The 19,913-nt window shown below is 70.9% G+C and carries 14 protein-coding genes and 1 pseudogene; 6 read left to right on the top strand and 9 right to left on the bottom strand.

Annotation, left to right across the window (positions count from 1 at the left end):
* Positions 1-45: 45 nt before the first annotated feature.
* Positions 46-1,800 carry a PucR family transcriptional regulator gene (locus ACGFSA_RS08005; RefSeq protein ID WP_393301308.1) on the bottom strand — a complete coding sequence of 585 codons (1,755 nt, stop codon included), beginning with the start codon at positions 1,798-1,800 and terminating at the stop codon, positions 46-48.
* Positions 1,801-2,090: 290 nt separating this feature from the next.
* Here ACGFSA_RS08005 and ACGFSA_RS08000 point away from each other — a divergent pair, with 290 nt between their 5' ends.
* From ACGFSA_RS08000 to ACGFSA_RS07980, 5 genes are all read left to right on the top strand, one after another.
* Entirely contained in the window at positions 2,091-2,981 is an 891-nt protein-coding gene (locus ACGFSA_RS08000) for an FAD binding domain-containing protein (protein ID WP_393301306.1), read from the top strand.
* Between the two features lie 2 nt (positions 2,982-2,983).
* Positions 2,984-3,577, top strand: coding sequence for a (2Fe-2S)-binding protein (locus ACGFSA_RS07995; RefSeq protein WP_393301303.1), 594 nt, complete (start codon positions 2,984-2,986; stop codon positions 3,575-3,577).
* 2 nt (positions 3,578-3,579) lie between these two features.
* Positions 3,580-5,964 carry a xanthine dehydrogenase subunit D gene (gene pucD, locus ACGFSA_RS07990; protein WP_393301300.1) on the top strand — a complete coding sequence of 795 codons (2,385 nt, stop codon included), beginning with the start codon at positions 3,580-3,582 and terminating at the stop codon, positions 5,962-5,964.
* A 97-nt stretch (positions 5,965-6,061) separates the two neighbouring features.
* The gene (locus ACGFSA_RS07985; RefSeq protein WP_393301297.1) at positions 6,062-7,213 is read left to right on the top strand and encodes an XdhC family protein; all 1,152 of its coding nucleotides are present in this window, start codon (positions 6,062-6,064) and stop codon (positions 7,211-7,213) included.
* Between the two features lie 216 nt (positions 7,214-7,429).
* On the top strand, positions 7,430-11,185 hold the full coding sequence (locus ACGFSA_RS07980) for a S8 family serine peptidase (RefSeq protein WP_393301295.1): 3,756 nt from the start codon (positions 7,430-7,432) through the stop codon (positions 11,183-11,185).
* Between the two features lie 196 nt (positions 11,186-11,381).
* Here ACGFSA_RS07980 and ACGFSA_RS07975 read toward each other — a convergent pair whose 3' ends face one another.
* From ACGFSA_RS07975 to ACGFSA_RS07945, 7 genes and pseudogenes are all read right to left on the bottom strand, one after another.
* Complete coding sequence (locus tag ACGFSA_RS07975; protein ID WP_393301292.1) at positions 11,382-12,602, bottom strand: MFS transporter; 1,221 nt, start codon at positions 12,600-12,602, stop codon at positions 11,382-11,384.
* A gap of 306 nt (positions 12,603-12,908) precedes the next feature.
* Complete coding sequence (locus ACGFSA_RS07970; protein ID WP_393301288.1) at positions 12,909-14,489, bottom strand: peptidoglycan-binding protein; 1,581 nt, start codon at positions 14,487-14,489, stop codon at positions 12,909-12,911.
* 394 nt (positions 14,490-14,883) lie between these two features.
* Entirely contained in the window at positions 14,884-15,585 is a 702-nt protein-coding gene (locus ACGFSA_RS07965) for an IclR family transcriptional regulator (protein ID WP_393301285.1), read from the bottom strand.
* Positions 15,586-15,717: 132 nt separating this feature from the next.
* Positions 15,718-15,801 (bottom strand): annotated as a pseudogene (locus ACGFSA_RS07960) (nitroreductase); the annotation flags it as partial.
* A complete protein-coding gene (locus ACGFSA_RS07955) occupies positions 15,762-16,100 on the bottom strand; it encodes a hypothetical protein (RefSeq protein WP_393301282.1) in 339 nt (112 codons plus the stop codon). The pseudogene ACGFSA_RS07960 and the gene ACGFSA_RS07955, both read right to left, overlap by 40 nt.
* 80 nt (positions 16,101-16,180) lie before the next feature.
* Positions 16,181-18,586, bottom strand: a complete 2,406-nt coding sequence (locus tag ACGFSA_RS07950; protein ID WP_393301279.1) for an endonuclease/exonuclease/phosphatase family protein — start codon at positions 18,584-18,586, stop codon at positions 16,181-16,183.
* A 326-nt stretch (positions 18,587-18,912) separates the two neighbouring features.
* Positions 18,913-19,056, bottom strand: a complete 144-nt coding sequence (locus ACGFSA_RS07945) for a TetR/AcrR family transcriptional regulator C-terminal domain-containing protein (protein ID WP_393301276.1) — start codon at positions 19,054-19,056, stop codon at positions 18,913-18,915.
* Between the two features lie 59 nt (positions 19,057-19,115).
* On the opposite strand from ACGFSA_RS07945, the gene ACGFSA_RS07940 reads away from it, so the two are divergent.
* Complete coding sequence (locus ACGFSA_RS07940; RefSeq protein ID WP_393301273.1) at positions 19,116-19,451, top strand: hypothetical protein; 336 nt, start codon at positions 19,116-19,118, stop codon at positions 19,449-19,451.
* Here ACGFSA_RS07940 and ACGFSA_RS07935 read toward each other — a convergent pair.
* A complete protein-coding gene (locus ACGFSA_RS07935; protein WP_393301270.1) occupies positions 19,417-19,785 on the bottom strand; it encodes a nuclear transport factor 2 family protein in 369 nt (122 codons plus the stop codon). The genes ACGFSA_RS07940 and ACGFSA_RS07935 overlap by 35 nt on opposite strands.
* Positions 19,786-19,913: the final 128 nt, after the last annotated feature.

Here is a 19,913-nt window from a genome sequence, read left to right as displayed (position 1 = left end):
TCACAATCGGCCGGTCGCGGGGAGGGCTGTGGTAGACGCGTGGAGTCAGCTCATACGCAGGGCGAGGAAGAAATCGAGCTTGTCCTCGAGGCGCGAAAGGTCACGCCCCGTCAACTGCTCGATTCGCCCGACCCGGTAGCGCAAGGTGTTGACGTGCAGATGCAATCGGGTCGCGCAGCGGGTCCAGGAACCGTCGCAGTCCAGGAACGCTTCCAGGGTCGGGATCAGTTCGGCCCGGTGGCGCCGGTCGTAGTCGCGCAGCGGGTCGAGCAGCCGTGCGGTGAACGCGCGGCGCACATCGTCCGGGACGAACGGCAGCAGCAGGACGTGCGAGGCGAGCTCGTGGTGGCCGGCCGCGCAGACCCGGCCCGGACGGGCCGCCGCCACCCGGCGGGCGTGCCGGGCCTCCTCCAGGGCGCCGCGCAACCCCTCGGGGGAGTGCACGGCGGCGCTGACACCCAGTGTCAGGCGGCCGTCGTCGGCGAGGCCCGCGGAGAGCGGTTCGCTGACGGCGGCGAGCAGCGCGTCGGCGTGCAGCGCCGGGTCGTCCTCGGCGCCGGCCGCGGCGTCCCCGGCGTCCGGGTTCTCGGCGTCCGTGAGGTCCGGCACCGGCCCGGCGGCAGCGGGCAGCGGTACGAGGGCGACCGCCTCGTCGCCCGTGTACGCGACCGCGATCCGGTCGGCGGAGTCGGGGCCGGTGACCGCCGGGTCGACCAGAATCTCCTCCAGCAGCGCCTGGGCGACGGGACCGCCCGCGATGCCGGATGTGGCCGCGCCGCCCGCGGAGCCCGGCGCGCCCTCCACGTCCCAGTCGACCCGGGCGACGACGACCTGCCAGTGCGGGGCGGTGCCGAGGCCGGGCAGCAGGACGGGGGCGGCGACCCGCAGCCTGGCCGCGATCTCGGTGGGCGCGGCACCCGTCTGGACCAGCTCCAGGACCTCCTGGGCGAGCCTGCGGCGTACCGTGCGGGCCGCGTCGCGCCGGTCCCGTTCGACCGCGATCAGCTGGGTGACGCCCTGGAGCAGATCCAGCCGGGCAGTCGGCCAGTCGCTCGCGTCGGCCTCCACCGCGAGCAGCCAGTCGGAGAGGAACGACTCGCGGACATCGCGGGACGCGGGGGCGGCACCCCTGCCGGTGTTCCGGATCGGGAACAGCGAATACGTGGTGCCGTCGACCGTGGCCCGGTGTGGACCCCGGCGGCCGGTGCGGGTGGCGGCCAGATGCCGGCCGGCCAGCACCGCGCGGACCCGGCCGGGCAGCGGCGCACCGGCGCCCGCGATCTGCCGGCCGGTGGGGGAGAGAACCCAGGCGTGCAGATCGAGGTCCGAGCCGAGCAGATCGAGGACCACCTCCGGGCCGCCGCCGGTCGGACCCGAGGTCATCAGCCTGCGGTGCCGGTCCACGACCGCCGCCAGGTCGCCCGCCCGCTCGCCGGACACCTGGCGCACCACATGCTCGGTGATCGTTGCGAATGCGACGGTCTCATGAACGGCGAAGAGGGGTAGCCGGTGCCGCGCGCAGGCCTCGACCAGATCGTCGGGGATGTCACCGAGCTCCGCCTCGCCGACCGCGAGTCCGGCGACCCCGGCGCCCGCCAGGATCCGTACGAACGGTTCCGAGTCCGCCGCGTCCCGGCGCCACGCCAGGCCCGTCAGGACCAGCTCCCCGCCGGCCAGGTAGCGGCTCGGGTCCCGCAGGTCGGTGGTCATGACGCCGCGGACGGACCGGTCGAGCTCGTCCTCGCCACCGAGCAGCCGCAGACCCAGCGCATCGGTTTCCAGCAGTGCGCGCAGCCGCATCTCGTTGCCGCCGATCTCTTTCGTTGGTGCGGGTGAAAACTGGGTATTGCGGTGAGGTTACTGATCCCCGCTATTCGTTCGAATCTACAAGACGAGGACGGCGACCAGCCAACTCCTTCATGGTTTCGGTGACTGCACCGTGTGGAGTCCCGGTTGTGTACTGGGTCACACATCGCGTGAGACCCACCGCCCATGTGCCGGTCGGTCTTAACAGCACATGGACAAGCCGATCGAGGGCCGGCCGTCCCCAGCCCCAGCGAACGACTCGAATGAGAAGAAGAGAGCCACTCATGGACTTCCTTCGCCCCGCCGGCTGGGAGGAGGCGCTCGCCGCCAAGGCCGAGCACCCGACGGCTGTGCCCATTGCGGGCGGCACCGATGTGATGGTCGAGATCAACTTCGACCACCGGCGGCCCGAGTACCTCCTGGACCTGAACCGCATCGGTGAGCTGTCCGAGTGGGAGGTGGGCCAGGAGAACGTGCGGCTCGGCGCCTCCGTGCCGTACAGCCACATCATGGAGCACCTGCGGGCCGAGCTGCCCGGCCTGGCGCTCGCCTCGCACACCGTCGCATCCCCGCAGATCCGCAACCGCGGAGGCGTCGGCGGCAATCTGGGTACCGCGTCGCCCGCCGGTGACGCCCACCCGGCCCTGCTCGCCGCGGGCGCCGAGGTCGAGGCCGAGTCGGTACGCGGAACCCGGATGATCCCGATCGACGCCTTCTACACCGGCGTCAAGCGCAACGCCCTCGAACCGGACGAGCTGATCCGGGCCGTGCACATCAAGAAGGCCGACGGGCCGCAGCAGTACTCCAAGGTCGGCACCCGCAACGCGATGGTCATCGCAGTCTGCGCCTTCGGCCTGGCCCTGCATCCGGAGACCCGCACGGTCCGTACCGGCATCGGTTCCGCCGCCCCGACACCCATCCGGGCGAAGGAGGCCGAGGAATTTCTGAACGCCGCGCTCGAAGAGGGCGGGTTCTGGGACAGCCGCACGATCATCACACCGTCCATCGCCGCGCAGTTCGCCGCGCTCGCCGCCGGCGCCTGCAACCCGATCGACGATGTGCGCGGCACCGCCAACTACCGCAGGCACGCGGTGGGGATCATGGCCCGCCGCACCCTCGGCTGGACCTGGGAGTCGTACCGCGGCCACGGCCGCAGCACCGAAGGAGCTGCCTGATCATGCGCGTCAATTTCACGGTCAACGGACGCATGCAGGAGGCCGACGACGTCTGGGAGGGCGAGTCCCTCCTCTACGTGCTGCGCGAGCGGATGGGCCTGCCCGGTTCCAAGAACGCCTGCGAGCAGGGCGAATGCGGCTCCTGCACGGTCCGCCTGGACGGCGTCCTGGTCTGTGCCTGTCTGGTCGCCGCAGGTCAGGTGGAGGGCCGCGAGGTCGTCACCGTGGAGGGCCTCGCCGACTTCGCCGCCCACCGCTCCGAGGCGCACCCCGGCAGTGGCTGCGCCTCCGGCGCCTGCGGGACCACGCTCGACCAGGCCCGCCGGTGGGAGGCCGAGCCGACCGGTGAGCAGCCCCGGGACACCGGTGAACTCGCCCCGATCCAACAGGCGTTCATCGACGCGGGCGCCGTCCAGTGCGGCTTCTGCACGCCGGGTCTGCTGGTCGCCGCCGATGAGCTGCTGGAGCGCAACCCGGAGCCGTCCGACGCGGACATCCGCGAGGCGCTCTCCGGCAACCTCTGCCGCTGCACCGGCTACGAGAAGATCCTCGACGCGGTCCGCCTCGCGGCCGCCCGTGCGGAAGAAACGGTCTGACGATGGGCGTTACCGGCACCCCCACGAACATCAACCAGGGCACCCGCACCAAGGGCGGCATCGGCGAGTCCACGCTCCGCCCCGACGGCGTCCTGAAGGTCACCGGCGAGTTCGCGTACTCCTCGGACATGTGGCACGAGGACATGCTCTGGGGCCACACACTGCGCTCCACGGTCGCGCACGCCGAGATCGTCTCGATCGACACCTCCGAGGCGCTCGCCACCTCCGGCGTCTATGCCGTGCTCACCTACGACGACCTGCCGACCTCGGTGAAGAACTACGGCCTGGAGATCCAGGACACCCCCGTCCTCGCCCACGGCAAGGTCCGTCACCACGGCGAACCGGTGGCGCTCGTCGCCGCCGACCACCCGGAGACCGCCCGCCGAGCCGCCGCGAAGATCAGGATCGACTACCGCGAGCTGCCCGTCATCACCGACGAGGCCTCCGCCACGGCGCCCGACGCGATCCTCGTCCACGAGGGCCGGCGCGACCACCACGCCGGACACGTCCCGCACCCGAACATCGTCCACCGCCAGCCCATCGTCCGCGGTGACGCGGACGCCGCCGCGGCCCGCGCCGATGTGATCGTCAGCGGCGAGTACGTCTTCGGCATGCAGGACCAGGCCTTCCTCGGCCCCGAGTCCGGCCTGGCGGTCCCCGCCGAGGACGGCGGTGTCGATCTGTACGTCGCCACGCAGTGGCTGCACTCCGACCTCCGCCAGATCGCCCCCGTCCTCGGCCTGCCCGAGGACAAGGTCCGCATGACGCTCTCCGGCGTCGGCGGCGCCTTCGGCGGCCGCGAGGACCTGTCGATGCAGATCCACGCCTGCCTGCTGGCGCTCCGCACCGGCAAGCCGGTCAAGATCGTCTACAACCGGTTCGAGTCCTTCTTCGGACACGTCCACCGCCACCCCGCGAAGCTCTGGTACGAGCACGGCGCGACCCGCGACGGCAAACTCACCCACATGAAGTGCCGCATCGTGCTGGACGGCGGCGCCTACGCCTCCGCCTCCCCGGCCGTCGTCGGCAACGCCTCCTCGCTCTCCGTCGGCCCGTACGTCATCGACGACGTCGACATCGAAGCGATCGCGCTCTACACCAACAACCCGCCGTGCGGCGCCATGCGCGGCTTCGGCGCGGTCCAGGCGTGCTTCGCGTACGAGGCGCAGATGGACAAGCTCGCCGCCGCACTCGGCATGGATCCGGTCGAGTTCAGGCAGCTCAACGCCATGGAGCAGGGCACCCTCCTGCCGACCGGGCAGGTCGTCGACTCGCCCGCCCCGGTCGCCGAGCTGCTGCGCCGGGTCAAGGCCAGACCGCTGCCGCCCGAGCGCCAGTGGGAGGTCGCCGGCGAGCAGCCCGACGTACGGGCGCTGCCCGGCGGCCTGTCCAACACCACCCACGGCGAAGGCGTCGTACGCGGCATCGGCTACGCGGTCGGCCTCAAGAACGTCGGCTTCTCCGAGGGCTTCGACGACTACTCGACCGCCCGGGTCCGCATGGAGGTCGTCGGCGGCGAACCGGTCGCCACCGTGCACACCGCGATGGCGGAGGTCGGGCAGGGCGGCGTCACCGTCCACGCCCAGATCGCCCGCACCGAGCTCGGCGTCGCCCAGGTCACCATCCACCCGGCCGACACCCAGGTCGGCTCGGCCGGATCCACCTCGGCCTCCCGGCAGACATACGTCACCGGTGGCGCCGTGAAGCACTGCTGCGAGGCCGTCCGCGGACGCGTCCTGGAGATCGGCCGCCGCAAGTTCGGTACATACCACCCCGCCTGGGCCACTGCCGAGCTGCTCCTCGAAGACGGCAAGGTCGTCACCGACGGCGGCGAGGTGCTCGCCGATCTGGTCGACGTACTGGAGGACGAGGCGGTCGACATCGAGCTGGAGTGGCGCCACCGGCCCACCGAGGCGTTCGACCTGTGCACCGGCCAGGGCAACGGCCACGTCCAGTACTCCTTCGCCGCACACCGCGCGGTCGTCGAGGTCGACACCGAACTCGGCCTGGTCAAGGTCATCGAACTGGCCTGCGCCCAGGACGTCGGCAAGGCCCTCAACCCGCTGTCCGTCGAAGGACAGATCCAGGGCGGCACCACCCAAGGCCTGGGCATCGCCGTCATGGAGGAGATCATCGTCGACCCGAAGACCGCGAAGGTACGCAACCCGTCCTTCACGGACTACCTGATCCCCACCATCCTCGACACGCCGACCATCCCGGTCGATGTGCTCGAACTCGCCGACGGCCACGCCCCGTACGGGCTCCGTGGCGTCGGCGAGGCCCCGACCCTGTCGTCGACACCGGCCGTCCTCGCGGCGATCCGGAACGCGACGGGTCTGGAGCTGAACAGGACGCCGGTGCGCCCCGAGCACCTCACCGGCACCTGACCGACAGCTCCCGCCGAATTCTCCGGGCGGTGCGTGCATTCCAGGAACGTCGCACGTCCGCCGCCCCCATTTGCCGGTCGGTCTAAGGAGATACGCCATGCTGGACATCGCCGAAGAGCTTCACCGGTGGGTCGGGCAGGGACGCGAGTTCGCCGTCGCCACGGTCGTGGCGGTCGGCGGGAGCGCGCCCCGGCAGCCGGGAGCCGCCCTCGCCGTCGACCGCGACGGCAACGCGATCGGTTCGGTCTCCGGCGGGTGTGTGGAGGGTGCGGTGTACGAGCTGTGCCAACAGGCCCTCGATGACGGCATCACCGTACGGGAGCAGTTCGGCTACAGCGACGAGGACGCCTTCGCGGTCGGTCTGACCTGCGGCGGCATCATCGACATCCTGGTGACACCGGTCCGCGCGGACGACCCCGCACGCCCGGTGTTCGCCGCCGCGCTCGCCGCCTCGGCGGCAGGGCGGGCGGCGGCGATGGTACGGATCACCGACGGCCCCGCCGAACTCCTCGGCCGCCCCCAACTCGTCCACCCCGACGGTTCGTACGAGGGTGGGCTCGGCGGACATCCGGGGCTGGACCGCACAGCCGCTGCCGAGGCCCGCGCCATGCTGGACGCGGGCCGCACCGGCCCCGTCACCATCGGCGCCGAGGGCTCACGCTGCGGCCGCCCTCTCGCCCTGCTCGTCGAATCGAGCGTTCCGCCGCCCCGGATGATCGTCTTCGGGGCCATCGACTTCGCCGCCGCCCTGGTCAGGGCCGGCAAATTCCTCGGGTACCACGTCACCGTGTGCGATGCCCGTCCCGTCTTCGCCACGGCGGCCCGCTTTCCCGACGCCGACGAGATCGTCGTCGACTGGCCGCACCGCTACCTTGCGGCGACCGCCGTCGACGCGCGCACCGTGCTCTGCGTGCTCACTCATGACGCCAAGTTCGATGTTCCGCTGCTGGAAAGGGCGTTGAAGCTTCCGGTCGCGTACGTCGGCGCGATGGGCTCGCGCCGCACCCATCTCGAACGCAACGACCGGCTGCGCGGGGTCGGCGTCACCGAACTCGAACTGGCCCGGCTGCACTCGCCGATCGGCCTCGACCTCGGAGCACACACCCCCGAGGAGACCGCGCTCTCCATCGCCGCCGAGATCGTCGCCGACCGGCGCGGCGGCAGCGGTGTCCCGCTCACCGGCGCGCACACCCCGATCCACCACGAGGGCGGCCGGCCGGTGGCCGGCCGCATCTCCTCGGTGGTCTGACCGGCTCTCGGACCACGAAGGCGTGCGGGCTCACCGGAACGTGGCGCGACGCCGGCGAGTGAGCGGGAGCCGTAGCTCGACGGCCGGGTGAAACCGACTGAAACAGGTGCAGTTGGGTTTCCGCCGGAACTCCTGAAGGGGCGGGATGCCGCCACGGCGGCATCCCGCCAGAAATAGACGCAGACGTGGGTGCGAATGTGCCGGTAAATCAACCTCATGACATTCACAGCCTCCTCCGCTTCCGGCCGTGCGAGACCCGCGCGCGCGGGACGCAGGGCCCTGCTCATAGCGACCTCGGTCGCTCTCGTGAGTGGCGCCCTGCTGCCCGCGGCAGGTTCCGCATCGGCAGCCCAGGCCGTACCCACTGCCACCGGACACCCCGGGACCCCCGTCCAGCAGTACGACATCACCTTGGTCACCGGTGATGTCGTCCACTACACCGACGGCGTCGGCAAGCAGGACACCGTCACCGTGGACCGACCCGACGGAGCGGTCGGCGGTGTGCATGTACAGCAGGCCGGCGACGACATCTACGTCCTGCCCGACGAGGCGACCGCGCTCATCGCCGCCGGGAAGCTGGACCGCCGGCTTTTCAATGTCTCGACCCTCGCCACGATGGGCTACGACGACAAGAAGACCGGCGGCATCCCGCTGATCGCCACCTACCCGGCGAGCAAGGCCCGTTCGCTGCCGGCCGCGCCCCGCGGTGCCAAGACGGTCCGTCAGCTCGACAGCATCCACGGCGTCGCGCTGAAGGCCGACAAGGACACCACCCGCTCCTTCTGGAACGACATCGCGCGTACGCCCACCGCGCGCTCCCTGGACAACGGCATCGCCAAGCTGTGGCTCGACGGCCGTGCCGAGGCAGCGCTCAAGGACTCGGTGCCGCAAGTGAACGCCCCGCAGGCGTGGGCCGAGGGGTACGACGGCAAGGGCACCAAGGTCGCCGTCCTCGACACCGGCATCGACCCGACCCATCCGGACGTCAAGGACCGCATCCTCGAGTCCAAGAGCTTCGTGCCCGGTCAGGAAGTCCTGGACAGGAACGGCCACGGTACCCACGTCGCCTCCACCATCGCGGGCTCCGGCGCCGCGTCGGACGGTGTCAACAAGGGGGTCGCCCCGGGCGCGGACCTGATCATCGGCAAGGTCCTCAGCAACGAGGGCTCCGGCGCGGACTCCGGGATCATCGCCGCCATGGAGTGGGCGAAGGCCGAAGGCGCCGACGTCGTCTCCATGAGTCTCGGCTCCAGCATCCCGGACGACGGCACCGATCCGATGTCGCAGGCGGTCGACGCCCTCTCGGCGGACGGCGGTCCGCTGTTCGTGATCGCCGCCGGCAACGCGTACGGTGCGGGCACCATCGGTTCGCCCGGCTCTGCCGACAAGGCGCTCACCGTCGCCGCCGTCGACAAACGGGACGGTCGCGCGGAGTTCTCCTCCATGGGCCCGCTGACCCGGTCGTACGGGCTGAAGCCCGACCTGTCCGCACCCGGAGTGAACATCAACGCCGCCGCCTCGCAGGCGGTCCCCGGCATCAGCGGCATGTACCAGCAGATGTCCGGTACCTCAATGGCGACCCCGCATGTCGCGGGCGGCGCGGCGATCCTGAAGCAGCGTCACCCCGACTGGTCCGGTCAGCGCATCAAGGACGCGCTGATGACCTCGTCGAGGCAGCTGCCCGACTACACCCCGTACCAGCAGGGCACCGGCCGGCTCGACGTGAAGGCGGCGATCGACACGACGATCGAGGCCACCGGCTCCGTCGCCGTCGCCGCGTACGACTGGCCGCACAGCGCCTCCGACCCGGTCGCCGAGCGGAAGATCACGTACCGCAACACCGGTACCAAGGACGTCACGCTGAAGCTGGCCACCGACACGGACTCGGCCGCGTACACGCTCTCCACGTCCGAGCTCACTGTCCCGGCCGGTTCCACCGCCGAGGCCGTCCTCTCGCTGGACCCGGCGAAGGTTCCGAGCAACACCACGTTCTCCGGTCAGGTCATCGCCAAGGACGCGGCAGGTACGACCGTCGCCCACACCGGCTTCGCCCTGAACAAGGAGCAGGAGCTCTACGACCTCACCCTCAAGCTCCGTGACCGCGCGGGCGAGCCGACGGACGGCTACGTCGTCCTCGGCCTGCTGGGCCACCAGAGCCTGAACGTCGTCGCGGTGTCCGGCGACATCACGCTGCGGCTGCCCCCGGGCAACTACACCGCCTGGTCCACCGCCGACATCGCCGGTGACCGCGCCGACTCGAAGGCCATCGCTTTCCTCGCGGCCCCCGAGACGATTCTCGACAAGCCGACCACGATCACTCTCGACGCGTCCAAGGCCCACAAGGTCAGCGTGAAGACGCCGAAGGCGACCGAGACCCGACAGCTGCGGTTCGACATGGCGCGCACCGCACCGAACGGCGTCGTCCAGCGCGACGCGTACACGATCCCGGTGGCGTACGACCAGCTGTGGGCAAGCCCCACCCAGAAGGTCACCCAGGGCAGCTTCAGCTTCCTGACCCGCTGGCGCCAGGGCGAGAAGCGGATCGACCTGTCGGTCGACGGCCGTGATGTGCCGGTCGCCGTGCAGGGCGGTTCGCCCGTCGCCGAGGACAGCAGCCAGAAACTGACCGGTGTCTTCGCGGGCAACGGTGCCGAGGCCGACTACCAGGGCCTGGACGTCAAGGGCAAGGCTGTCGTGGTCCGCCGCAGCGACGCGGTCTCCGCGGCCGAGCGGCTCACCAACGCGCTTGCCGCGGGCGCCAAGGCGCTCTTCGTCGTCAACGACGGTCGCGGTGTGGCGATGGAGTGGTACACCGAGTACGGCACCACGACCACCATCCCGGTCGCCTCGGTCCAGCAGCTGGCCGGCGAGTCCCTGATCAAGGAGGCCACGCGGGGCGAGAAGCTCACCATGACCCAGCGCAGGTTCGCCCGGTACCTGTACGACCTGGTCGACCGCCACAACGATACCGTCCCGGACCGCTCGCTCGCGTTCGCTCCGACGGCCTCCCAGCTGGCGAAGGTGGAGAACACCTTCTACGGCCACAAGGCCATGCTCGGCGGGGGCTACCGCTACGACATTCCGGACTACGGTTTCGGTATCGGCCTCGCGGAGTACGAGAAGTTCCCCAGCACCCGCGACGAGTGGGTCACCCCGCTCCCGGGCGCCTCCTTCTGGTACGAGGATCACTCGGTCTTCAACGCCACGGAGACCGGCTTCGCGCACGAGATGCGCAGCGGCGACCTGGACTACACCGCGGGTCGCACCTACCCCGCCGAGTGGTTCGCGCCAGTCAGTCGTCCGCGGCTGGGCACCGGCTACTGGGGTCCGTTCCGCACCGTCTACAACGACATGCAGTTCAACTTCACCCCGTGGACGGACTCGGGCGCGGGCCACTCGGGAGCCATGCCGGAGGACGAGTACGACACCACCACCACCGCCTTCTACCAGGGCGACACGCTGATCCGGAAGGTCGCCGGCCGGGCCGGATACATCGGAAACCTGGCGCCGGAGAAGCTGCCGTACCGCTTCGTCCTCGACTCCACCCGCGACGGCGACGTGTGGAAGACATCCACCCGCACGCACACGGAGTGGAACTTCGTCTCGGGCCAGATGGACCAGAACGGCCCTTGGCGGGCCGACCTCCCGCTGCTCCAGCTGGACTACAAGGTCGACACCGACCTCTCCGGTGACGTCGAGTCAGGCAAGTGGACGGAGGTCGGTCTCTCCGCCGGCACGCAGGAGTGGCTCGACGGTGCGGTGAAGGCCAAGAAGGCGTCACTGTCGGTCAGTTACGACGACGGCAGGACGTGGAGCACGACGGATCTGCGCAGGACCTCCGAGGGCAACTGGACCGCAAGGTTCAAGACGCCCAAGAAGGCCGGCGGCTTCGTCTCCCTCAAGGCGCACGCCGAGGACGGGAACGGGCTCGGTATCGACCAGGAGATCGTCCGGGCGTTCGGTCTGAAGTGACCTGCTGCCTGAACCGACCTGCTGACAGTTCCTCCTGAGGATTCCTCCGGAGGGCTTCCACGAGGTGGCTCCGCATCCCCGACAGGGGTGTGGAGCCACCTTTCCTCATGTCTCCGGTCACCTCACCGACAGGCGTCCGGCGTGCTCGTGCCCTATCCGGCGGACGAACTCGACGCGTGCCTCCGGGCGGCGGACCTCATCGGCGGTCGCCGCGGGCCGTGAACGCCGCGCAGAGCAGCACCGGGGTCGCGGCCAGGGCAAAGCACGCCGCGAGCGGCAGATGCCCCAGCGCCGGACCGACCACGGCTGTTCCGATCGAGGACCCGGCATTGATGGCGGTGTTGACCCATGCGCCGGCCTGCGTACGGCTGCCCGCGCCGACGGACTCGTCCGCGATCAGATACGCCGTGGTCATGGCCGGGGCGACGAACAGCCCGGCGACGGCGACCGTGCCGACCAGCACGTACAGGTTCGGTGACAGCCCGGCCGCGAGCAGGCACAGCCCCAGAGCGACGGCAAGTGCCGTCAGTCGCAGCCGACTCGACGCGCGCCACGAGACGGCGCCGTAGGCCAGGCCACCGACCGCGCTCCCCGCGGAGAGCGCCGCCAGCACCCAGGCCACGGCCGCATCCTGGTCGTGCCGGTCGGTGAAGGCCACCACCAGCAGATCCAGCGCCCCCAGGCACAGCCCCACCCCGGCCATGCACACCACCGCGTGACGCAACCCGGCCACGCAGAGCAGTGGTTTCGCGGACGGTGCCGCGGGAAGCGGCTTCGTCCTCGGCGGACGTGGGCCCGTACCGCGTACCGCCGGAGAGGTCACCAGGGCCAACGCCCCGACCAGCACCAGCGCGGCACTGACCGCCACACCGGCCGCGGGTTCGGCGAACCTCACCAGCAGCCCCACCAGCAAGGGCCCGGTGACGAAGAGGAGTTCCTCGGCCACGCCGTCCAGGCTGTAGGCGCGCTGGAGCAGTTCCCGGTCGGGCAGGAGGCTGCTCCACAGGGTCCGCATCACAGGCCCCAGTGGTGGTGTGCAGGCACCGGCGAGCACGGCCCACACGCCCAGCCGGAAACCCGAGGCACCGGGCTGCCAGGTGACGTGGGCCAGGACCGAGAGGAGCAGCGCATACGCGATGGCCAGGGGCGGCAGCGCGCGTCGTGCCCCGTACCGGTCGATCAGCGCGGCACGGGCGGGGGAGAGGAAGACGCTGGTCGCCCCGAACAGGGCCATGACGGCGCCCGCCACGGAGTACGAACCGGTGGCGTCCTTGACCGCCAGCGTCAGGGAGAGGGAGATCATCCCGTACGACAGCCGTCCCAGCAGCGCGGCGCCGAAGGTGCGGGAGGCATGACGGGTGCGCAGGACCGTTGCGTAGGAGGGAGTGTGGGAGGGCGTGGGCGAAGGCGAAAGCATGAGGATCGTTCCTCGGGAAGGCAGCGCGGACCTGGCGCGCTGTGTGCGTGCAGGGACACCGGAGCGCCGCACCCGGTGTGACGGGCGCGGTCGGTGCGGGTCCTAGGCACAGAGGAGGAACATGCGTGCAAATTTAGCAGGAGGCCGGCGAGCGGCACACTCAGGGCAGAGTGGGCATCGCACATCTCACCCGCACGGTTTGGTCATGGCACTGTCCATCTCGGCCGGGCGTGACATGCGGACGGGCAGTGCGGGCGGAATCCTCGCCGCACCGCCCGTACCGGCGTCTGCTGACGTCCTGTCAGATCAGCGTCCTGCCTGCAGCGCCGCCCAGGTGCCGCTGCCGACGATCCCGTCCACCGTCAGCCCGCGGCCGCTCTGATAGGTGCGCACCGCCGTCACCGTTTCCGGGCCGAAGGTGCCGTCGGCGTCCACGGTCGTGCCGAGCGCCGCGGTCAGCGAGCGCTGGAGCCGCTTCACGTCCGCGCCCGAGCCCCCCTGCTCCAGCGTCGGAACGGTCCCGGCCGACAGCAGCGCCGTCCAGGTCCTCGCGCCGACGATGCCGTCGGCGCTCAGTCCCCGGGCCGTCTGGAACGTCTTGACCGCGGTCAGTGTGGCCGGGCCGAATCTCCCGTCCACTGCGCCCGCGTCGAAGCCCTGCGCGGTCAGCAGCTGCTGCACCGCCGTGACCTGGGCGCCCGTCGATCCGCTCTGCTGGGTGGCGTACGAGGCGAAGCTCAGCCCGTCACTGCTGCTGCTGCTGCTGCTGCTGCTGCCGCCGCTGTCGTCGCCCCCGACGAAGCTCATGTAGCGGGCCCAGTCCCAGTACGGGCCCGGGTCGGTGTGGTCGCTGCCCGCTGCCTCGCTGTGGCCGATGATGTGCGCCCGGTCCTTCGGGATGCCGTATCTGTCGCACAGGGCGCTGGTCAGGGCGGCCGAGGAGCGGTACATCGCATCCGTGAACCAGGACGGGTCGTCGATGAATCCCTCGTGCTCGATGCCGAGCGCCGACGCGTTCGCGCCCCGGGCGTGGTACGCGGTGTCGCTGTTGCGGACCATCTGGGTGATCTGCCCGTCGGAGGAGCGGATCACGTAATGGGCGCTCACCTCGGACGTGGGGTCCTGGAACCAGCTGACCGAGCCCGAGTACGAGCCCTGCGTGACATGGATGATCACCTTGTTGATCGGCGCCGAACGGCCCTTGGCGAAGTTGTTCGGGTCGGCCGGGACCCACAGGGCCGACGGGTAGTCGGGGCTCTGGGTGCGTACCCCGCTGCCGGGGAAGGTGCCCTTCTCCGGGGCGACCGGGCGGGCGGTCACCGAGACCCGCTCGCCGCCGGGGACGGTGGTGACGATCCCGTTCGCGAGGAACGTGTAGACGGTGTCGGCGTAGAGGGCGGCGGCGCGGTCCGTCGTGCCGCTGTACCGCGCCACGGCCGGGTACCAGGCGTTGATGTCGCCGCGCTCGTCGCCGTCGAGGCCGATGCGGTCCGCGTACGCGCGCAGCACGGCCGCGCCGCCGAGGATATTGGCCGCGGTGTCCCGTCGGAGCTTCGACAGCGGCGCGCCGGTGAGTGCGGCCGCCGTTTCCAGCGTGTGGTTCCTGGGGTTGCTGACCAGGTGCATCACGCCGTACCCGTTCGCCTGGCTGGGGCGCCCGGCGTGGCCGTCGAGGTGCGTTTCGCCGTAGCCGACGGCGGCGAGCAGGTCGCGCGGTACGTCGAACTTCCGTGCCGCCTGCGCGAACGCCTGGTTCATGGAGTAGTCGGCGGCGACCGGAGGGGGTGCGGCGAGGACCGGCGTGCCGGTCGCGGCGAGCGCGGTGGCGGTGAGAGCCGCCAGCACGGATGCGCGGCCCCTCGTGTGGGCTGCGGCGCGTCTGGGCATACCTGCTCCTGCTGTGTGGGGGAGAAAGAACGGCCCCGGACCCGAGTGGGGTGGGTCGAGGGCCGCGAAGCGGGCTCAGGCTATCCATGCGTCCAGGGCATGAAAAACATTTACCTGCGTGTCGAACTCCCTTTCACTCCCGCAGAATTGACAGGCGATACGGCAAGCTCCCAGGCGACGGCGCGACCGGTCGCCGGGCGGCGTGGCAAGGCGTCAGATGTGCATGGCACCGCGCTCCCGCTCCGCGACGAGCCCCCTGCGTGATCGCCGCCCGGTCGGTGTACGGCAGCCGCGGGACGAACGGCCGGGCGACCTCCCCCGGTCAGCGAACAGGTGGGCAAAGGGCCCCTCGCGCGGCTGCGCAAGGGGCCCTCAGGGTGAAGAGAACAGAAGGTCAGACGCTACGGGAGAGCTCCTCGGCGGCGGCCAGCATGCCGGTGACCGAGGCGCGCGCCACCTCTTCCCGGGTGGTGATCAGGTTGACGCACAGCTGCATCGCCGGATCGGCCGAACGCAGCGGCACGGCCACCCCGAAGGCACCCGGCTCCACCCGCCCGAACGTCATGGCGTACCCGCGCTCGCGCACCTCGGCGAGCTCGGCCGAATCGTCCGGCGACGGCGGCCGGAACGAGGCCAGCGCCAGACCGGCCGCGCCGACCCCGATCGGGTTGCGGCTGCCGACCCGGTAGGAGAGGTGGTAGTCCACCGACTGCGGCTCCGCCACCGCCACCGCCACCGCGTCGTCGCCCTCCGCGGCGATCAGCGCGACCGTGGCCCTCAGCTGGTCTGCGGCCCGCCGCAGCACCGGCAGCGATGCCTCCCGGATCCCGGCCGCATAGCCACGCGCCAGCGCGGCGGTGCCGGACGCCGCCCGGTAGCGGCCGTCCGTGCCCCGGAACACCAGCCGGAACTCCGCCAGGGTGGTCAGGATGCGGTACGCGATGGTGCGATGCACGCCCAGGCGGTCCGCCACGTCCTGCACCGCGAGCCCGTGCGGCGTCCCGGCCACCAGTCCGAGCGCGCTCAGGCCCCGGGCCAGGGCCTGGGACCCGGTGGTGCGGGAGGAGGTTTTGTCGGGAACCGGCTTGTCGTTCACCCGGCAATCCTAGGTGCCGTGACCGGCAATGTTTGCCCCATGAGGAGCGTCGTCCGGTGCAAGCGATCGCAGGCTCTGTCGGCAGGTCCCGCCCCGGCCGGCACGGGCGCGGGGGGCGGCCGTTCGCCGTTCCTACCAGCGTTCGCGGTGGATGACGTCGGCCACCGGGCGCCGCCTTACCGGCCCGAAGTTGCCCCGCGGCCACCCCACCGGAAGCTGTCAACCGGTCCACATCGGAGGTGAGTTGGCCGTCGCCAGGACGCTGCCTCCAGCCACTTGTGGACGTCGGAGTCCTGGAACGGGAAGTCCCCGGTGAAGGCGCCGTTCCCGGTCGCGGCCACGCGCAGGTTCCCCAGGATTCCGGCCTCTTCGAGCCTGCGGGGCCCCTGCGGGATGCTCGCCTCCGCGTCGGTACGGCGACGGGCGGCCCGGAAGCCGCCGCTGATCCGGGCAGGGGTGACGGGGTGCAGCACGGTGTGCGCGGTGCTGCTCGGGCGTATCGGTCCGGCGCTCATGGGCGGGGGCGACAGCGATACGACCGGTCGAACAGAGGGGGCCGCCCGTCGACCGGGCGGCCCCCTCCTGCTTTACGCGATCAGTGCGGTGCGTTCACGTCCACGCGCACGATCTGCGGGTCGTGGTCGCTCGCCTGGTCGGCGAACTCCGCGTTGATGTGCACCACGTCGTAGTCGAAGCGGAGCACGCCAGGACTGGTCAGGATGTGGTCCAGCGTCTGCGAGTTGCCCTCGTACACATAGCTGTACTGCTCGCCCACCGGCAGCGTGGTGATCAGCGGCTTGAGTACCCGGCCGTCGGTCAGCGCGTCCATCGTCGGCGAGAACGCGAAGTCGTTGAGGTCCCCGAGGGTGATGACCTGCGCCGACTTGTCCGCCGCCAGCAGCGACTTGACGAAGGTGTTGACCTCCGCCGCCTGCTTGACGCGCTTCGTCTCCGAGCTGCGCTTCGGCTCCTGGTAGCGACCGTGCAGGGGCTGGTCGCCGCCCTTGGAGGCGAAGTGGTTGCCGATGACGAACACCGTCTTCCCGTGGAAGCGGAACTCGCCGACCAGGGGCTTGCGGCTGTCCGCCCACGCGTCGCTGGCCGGGGTGATGCGGCCGGGCGATGCCGAGAGAGCGACGCCCTTCTTTGTCTTGACTGCGGTCACGGCGGTGGTCGCATCGCCGCCCGCGCGGTCCACGAAGTCGACGCGCTCGGGGTTGTAGAGGAAGACGTTACGGATGTTGCCGCCGGGCTCGCCGCCGTCCTTGCCGTTCTCGGGGGCGATGTAGCGCCATGCGTACTGCGGACCGCCCGCCGCGACGATCGCGTCGGTGAACCGCTTGAGCGTCGCCTCGGAGCCGACCGTGCCGTCGTTCACCGCACCGTTGTCGTCCTGGATCTCCTCCAGAGACACGATGTCGGGGGAGGAGAGGTTGACCGCGACGCCCGCGGCGAGCGTGTCGAACTTGGCCTGCTCGTCGAGCGCGTCCAGGTTCTCCACGTTGTACGTGGCGACCGCGAGCTCCTTGTCCCGCTGCTTCCGGGTGACCTCGCGCCGCAGGTGGTGGTCGGTGACCGTGCCCAGCTCGGTCGCCTGGAGGTTGTAGCCGCCGAAGGAGGCGTAGTCCATGACACCGGTGGTGGTGCCGGACAGCTCATCGCCCACGTTCGCGACGGGGAAGGGGCGGGTGGTGTCCAGCGACATCACCTTGATGCGACCGGTGTTCTGGTCGGTGTACGAGGAGTAGAGTGTGCCGCCGCGCTGCGTCGGGTTCTCGTTCGGCTTGACCGTCACCCAGACCTCGTCGTACGCGGTCGTCGCACCCGTGACCCGGGTGTCGGCGATCTGCACACGGGTACCTTCGAGCGACTCGTACCGGTCGAGCGCGTACTTCGTCGGGTCGAGGGCCAGCGCGTCGATCGAACCGCCGCTTGCCGAGGGGGCGTACGTGTCGGGCACGGACGCCGCGTCGAGCACGACCGGCGCGGGCAGCGCGTTGCCCGACGACAGGACCGTGACCTTGGGGGCGGTGATCTCGGTGATCGACTGGGTGGTGGCCGACGGGTAGTACTCGTCCACTTTGCCGCTGACCAGCACGGAATCGCCCACGGCGACGGCCGGTGCGGTGGAGCCGGTGAAGACGAAGACACCTTCGCTGGTACGGGGGTCCGCGTCCGGCGTGGTGTCCTGGATCCAGAAGCCGCGCGAACCGGTGGTCCGCACGCCGGTGACGACGCCGGGGACCCCGGTCACCGACTGGCCGTTCAGCGGCGAGACGCGGGTGGTGCCCTGGATGTCGTGCACCCGCACGGTGCCGGGCTCGGTCGGGTTGCCGGGGTCGCCGGGTCCCGTTCCACCGGACGTCTCACCGGCCGAGTTGACCGGTGTCGGGGCGCCCGCGGCCAGGTCGGCGTTGTTGTTGTCGGTGTCGGCGAGCGACGTACCGCGCGCCACGGAGGCGGTGGCGGAGGCGCCTGCCGCCGGGCCGCTGCCCTCCCGTACGACCGCGGAGCCGTAGCCGACGAGGTCCACGATGCGGGTGTCGGCGGCGCAGTCGGCCGCGGTCTTGCAGGTCAGCGGGGTGGTCCCGGAGACGAGGGCGACGGTGCCGCTGGTCGCGGACATCGCCACGGTGCCGGTGGCGTCCGGGGTGGGCAGAGCGACGGTGCCGCCGGTGCCCGCGGCCTGGGCGACCAGGTAGCGGCCGCCGGGCGCGACGGACCCGGTCAGCGCGGAGACCTGCCAGAGCGAACCCGCGGACGGTGTGCCGGGCAGGTACTGGACGCTGAAGCCCGAGAGGTCGTACGCGGCCGAGCCGGCATTGGCCAGTTCGACGAAGTCGCGGGTGAGCGTCGCACCCGAGTTGCCCCCGCCCCCGTACACCTCGGAGATCACGGCGGTCGAGGACGGGGCCGCGAAGGCGGCAGGCAGCGCGGTCGCCGAGAGGGTCACGGCGACCGCGCCGGCCAGCAGGATGGAACGGGGTCGGGATATGTGCACGATGAACTGCCCCTCAAAGTGTGATGAGGGGCCACAAGCTATGCGCGTAGACCTGGCTGTGACAAGGGATCAGAGGTTAATTCCAGAAAACGCTCCGACGATCCCCGGGCCCGAACTCGGATTACGGCCGGACCGCGAGCTCGCTGACCTTGACGTCACTGGTCCTGATGTGGCTGAGGACGGTGCGGAACGCGACGTGTCCGCCGGTGCAGGGCTCGGGGTCGCGGTAGCCGAAGACCGTATGGAAGACATCCGCCCGTCACGGCCCTGCGGCAGCCGTGTTGCTGCGGGCCCTCGCGTGGATCAGCTCCGGGCGCGCTCGGCGATCAGGACCTCCAGGCCGTCCAGGATGCGGTCAGCCCGGTGCCGTCCAGTGCGGAGAGGGCCCGCTCCATCCAGCCGAGTTCCTTCGGGCCCATCAGACGCGGGCCGAGCGTCGCCTCCAGTAGCCAGGGGTGACGGCGGAGCATTTCGACCAGGCCGCGTCGCCCTCCTCGGTGACGCCGCCTGCGGGGCCACCATCGGCGGCATGGGCACCGGGACCGCGATCGTCGCCGCGTACGTGCTCGCGGGGGAGCTGGCCGCCCACCGCGGCGACCACGCCGCCGCCTTCGCCCGCTACGAGAGCCTGCTGCGTACCTACGCGCAGGGCTGCCAGAAGAGCGGTGACCGGACCGGCCCCTTCCTCGCCCCCGGCTCCGCGTTCGCGCTGCGCATGCGCAACTGGATGCTCAGCCGCACATTCGTCCTCAACCGGATGCCGGAAGAGGGGAGGAAGGTCACGGACATCGAACTGCCCGACTACCGGGCGCGCCGGAAATCCGCACCGGTCACGCTCCGGGGACCCGGTCCAGGAAGCCGCTGACCGAGGTGATGCGCCCGTCCTCGTCGAGGGTGACGACGTCGGACCCGGCGACGGGCGCCGAGCCGTCGGAGGTGGAGACCAGGTCCCAGCCGAAGCGGACGATGTCGTGGTGTCCTTCGGGGGCGCCGGTCAGCTTGAACTCGAAGCCGGGGAACTGCTGATGGGCACCGCTGATCACGGCCACCAGCTCGTCGTGGCCCCGCACTGAGGCCAGCGGATCGGTGTACGTGGCGCCCTCGGTGAAGGCCGCTGCGACGGCCTTCGCCAGATCCTCGGGGGTGGCCGCGTTCCAGGCGGCGAAGTAGCGCTGAACGGCGTCCTCGTATGCGGTCATCGTGCTGTCCTCTCGGTCACGGTCCCGGCCCTGCGGCCGGGCTCCTGTGCGGCTCGTGAGGAACACGATGTCCGACGCGGGAAGAAGCGTCGATTACCTCGCGGGTCATGGCCGGACGCCCCGGCGGC

The organism is Streptomyces sp. NPDC048496, from assembly GCF_043200055.1.
In the GTDB taxonomy this organism is placed as follows: Bacteria; Actinomycetota; Actinomycetes; order Streptomycetales; family Streptomycetaceae; genus Streptomyces.
The sequence above is the reverse complement of the archived record's forward strand: the minus strand, read 5'-3'. Positions and strand labels throughout refer to the sequence as shown.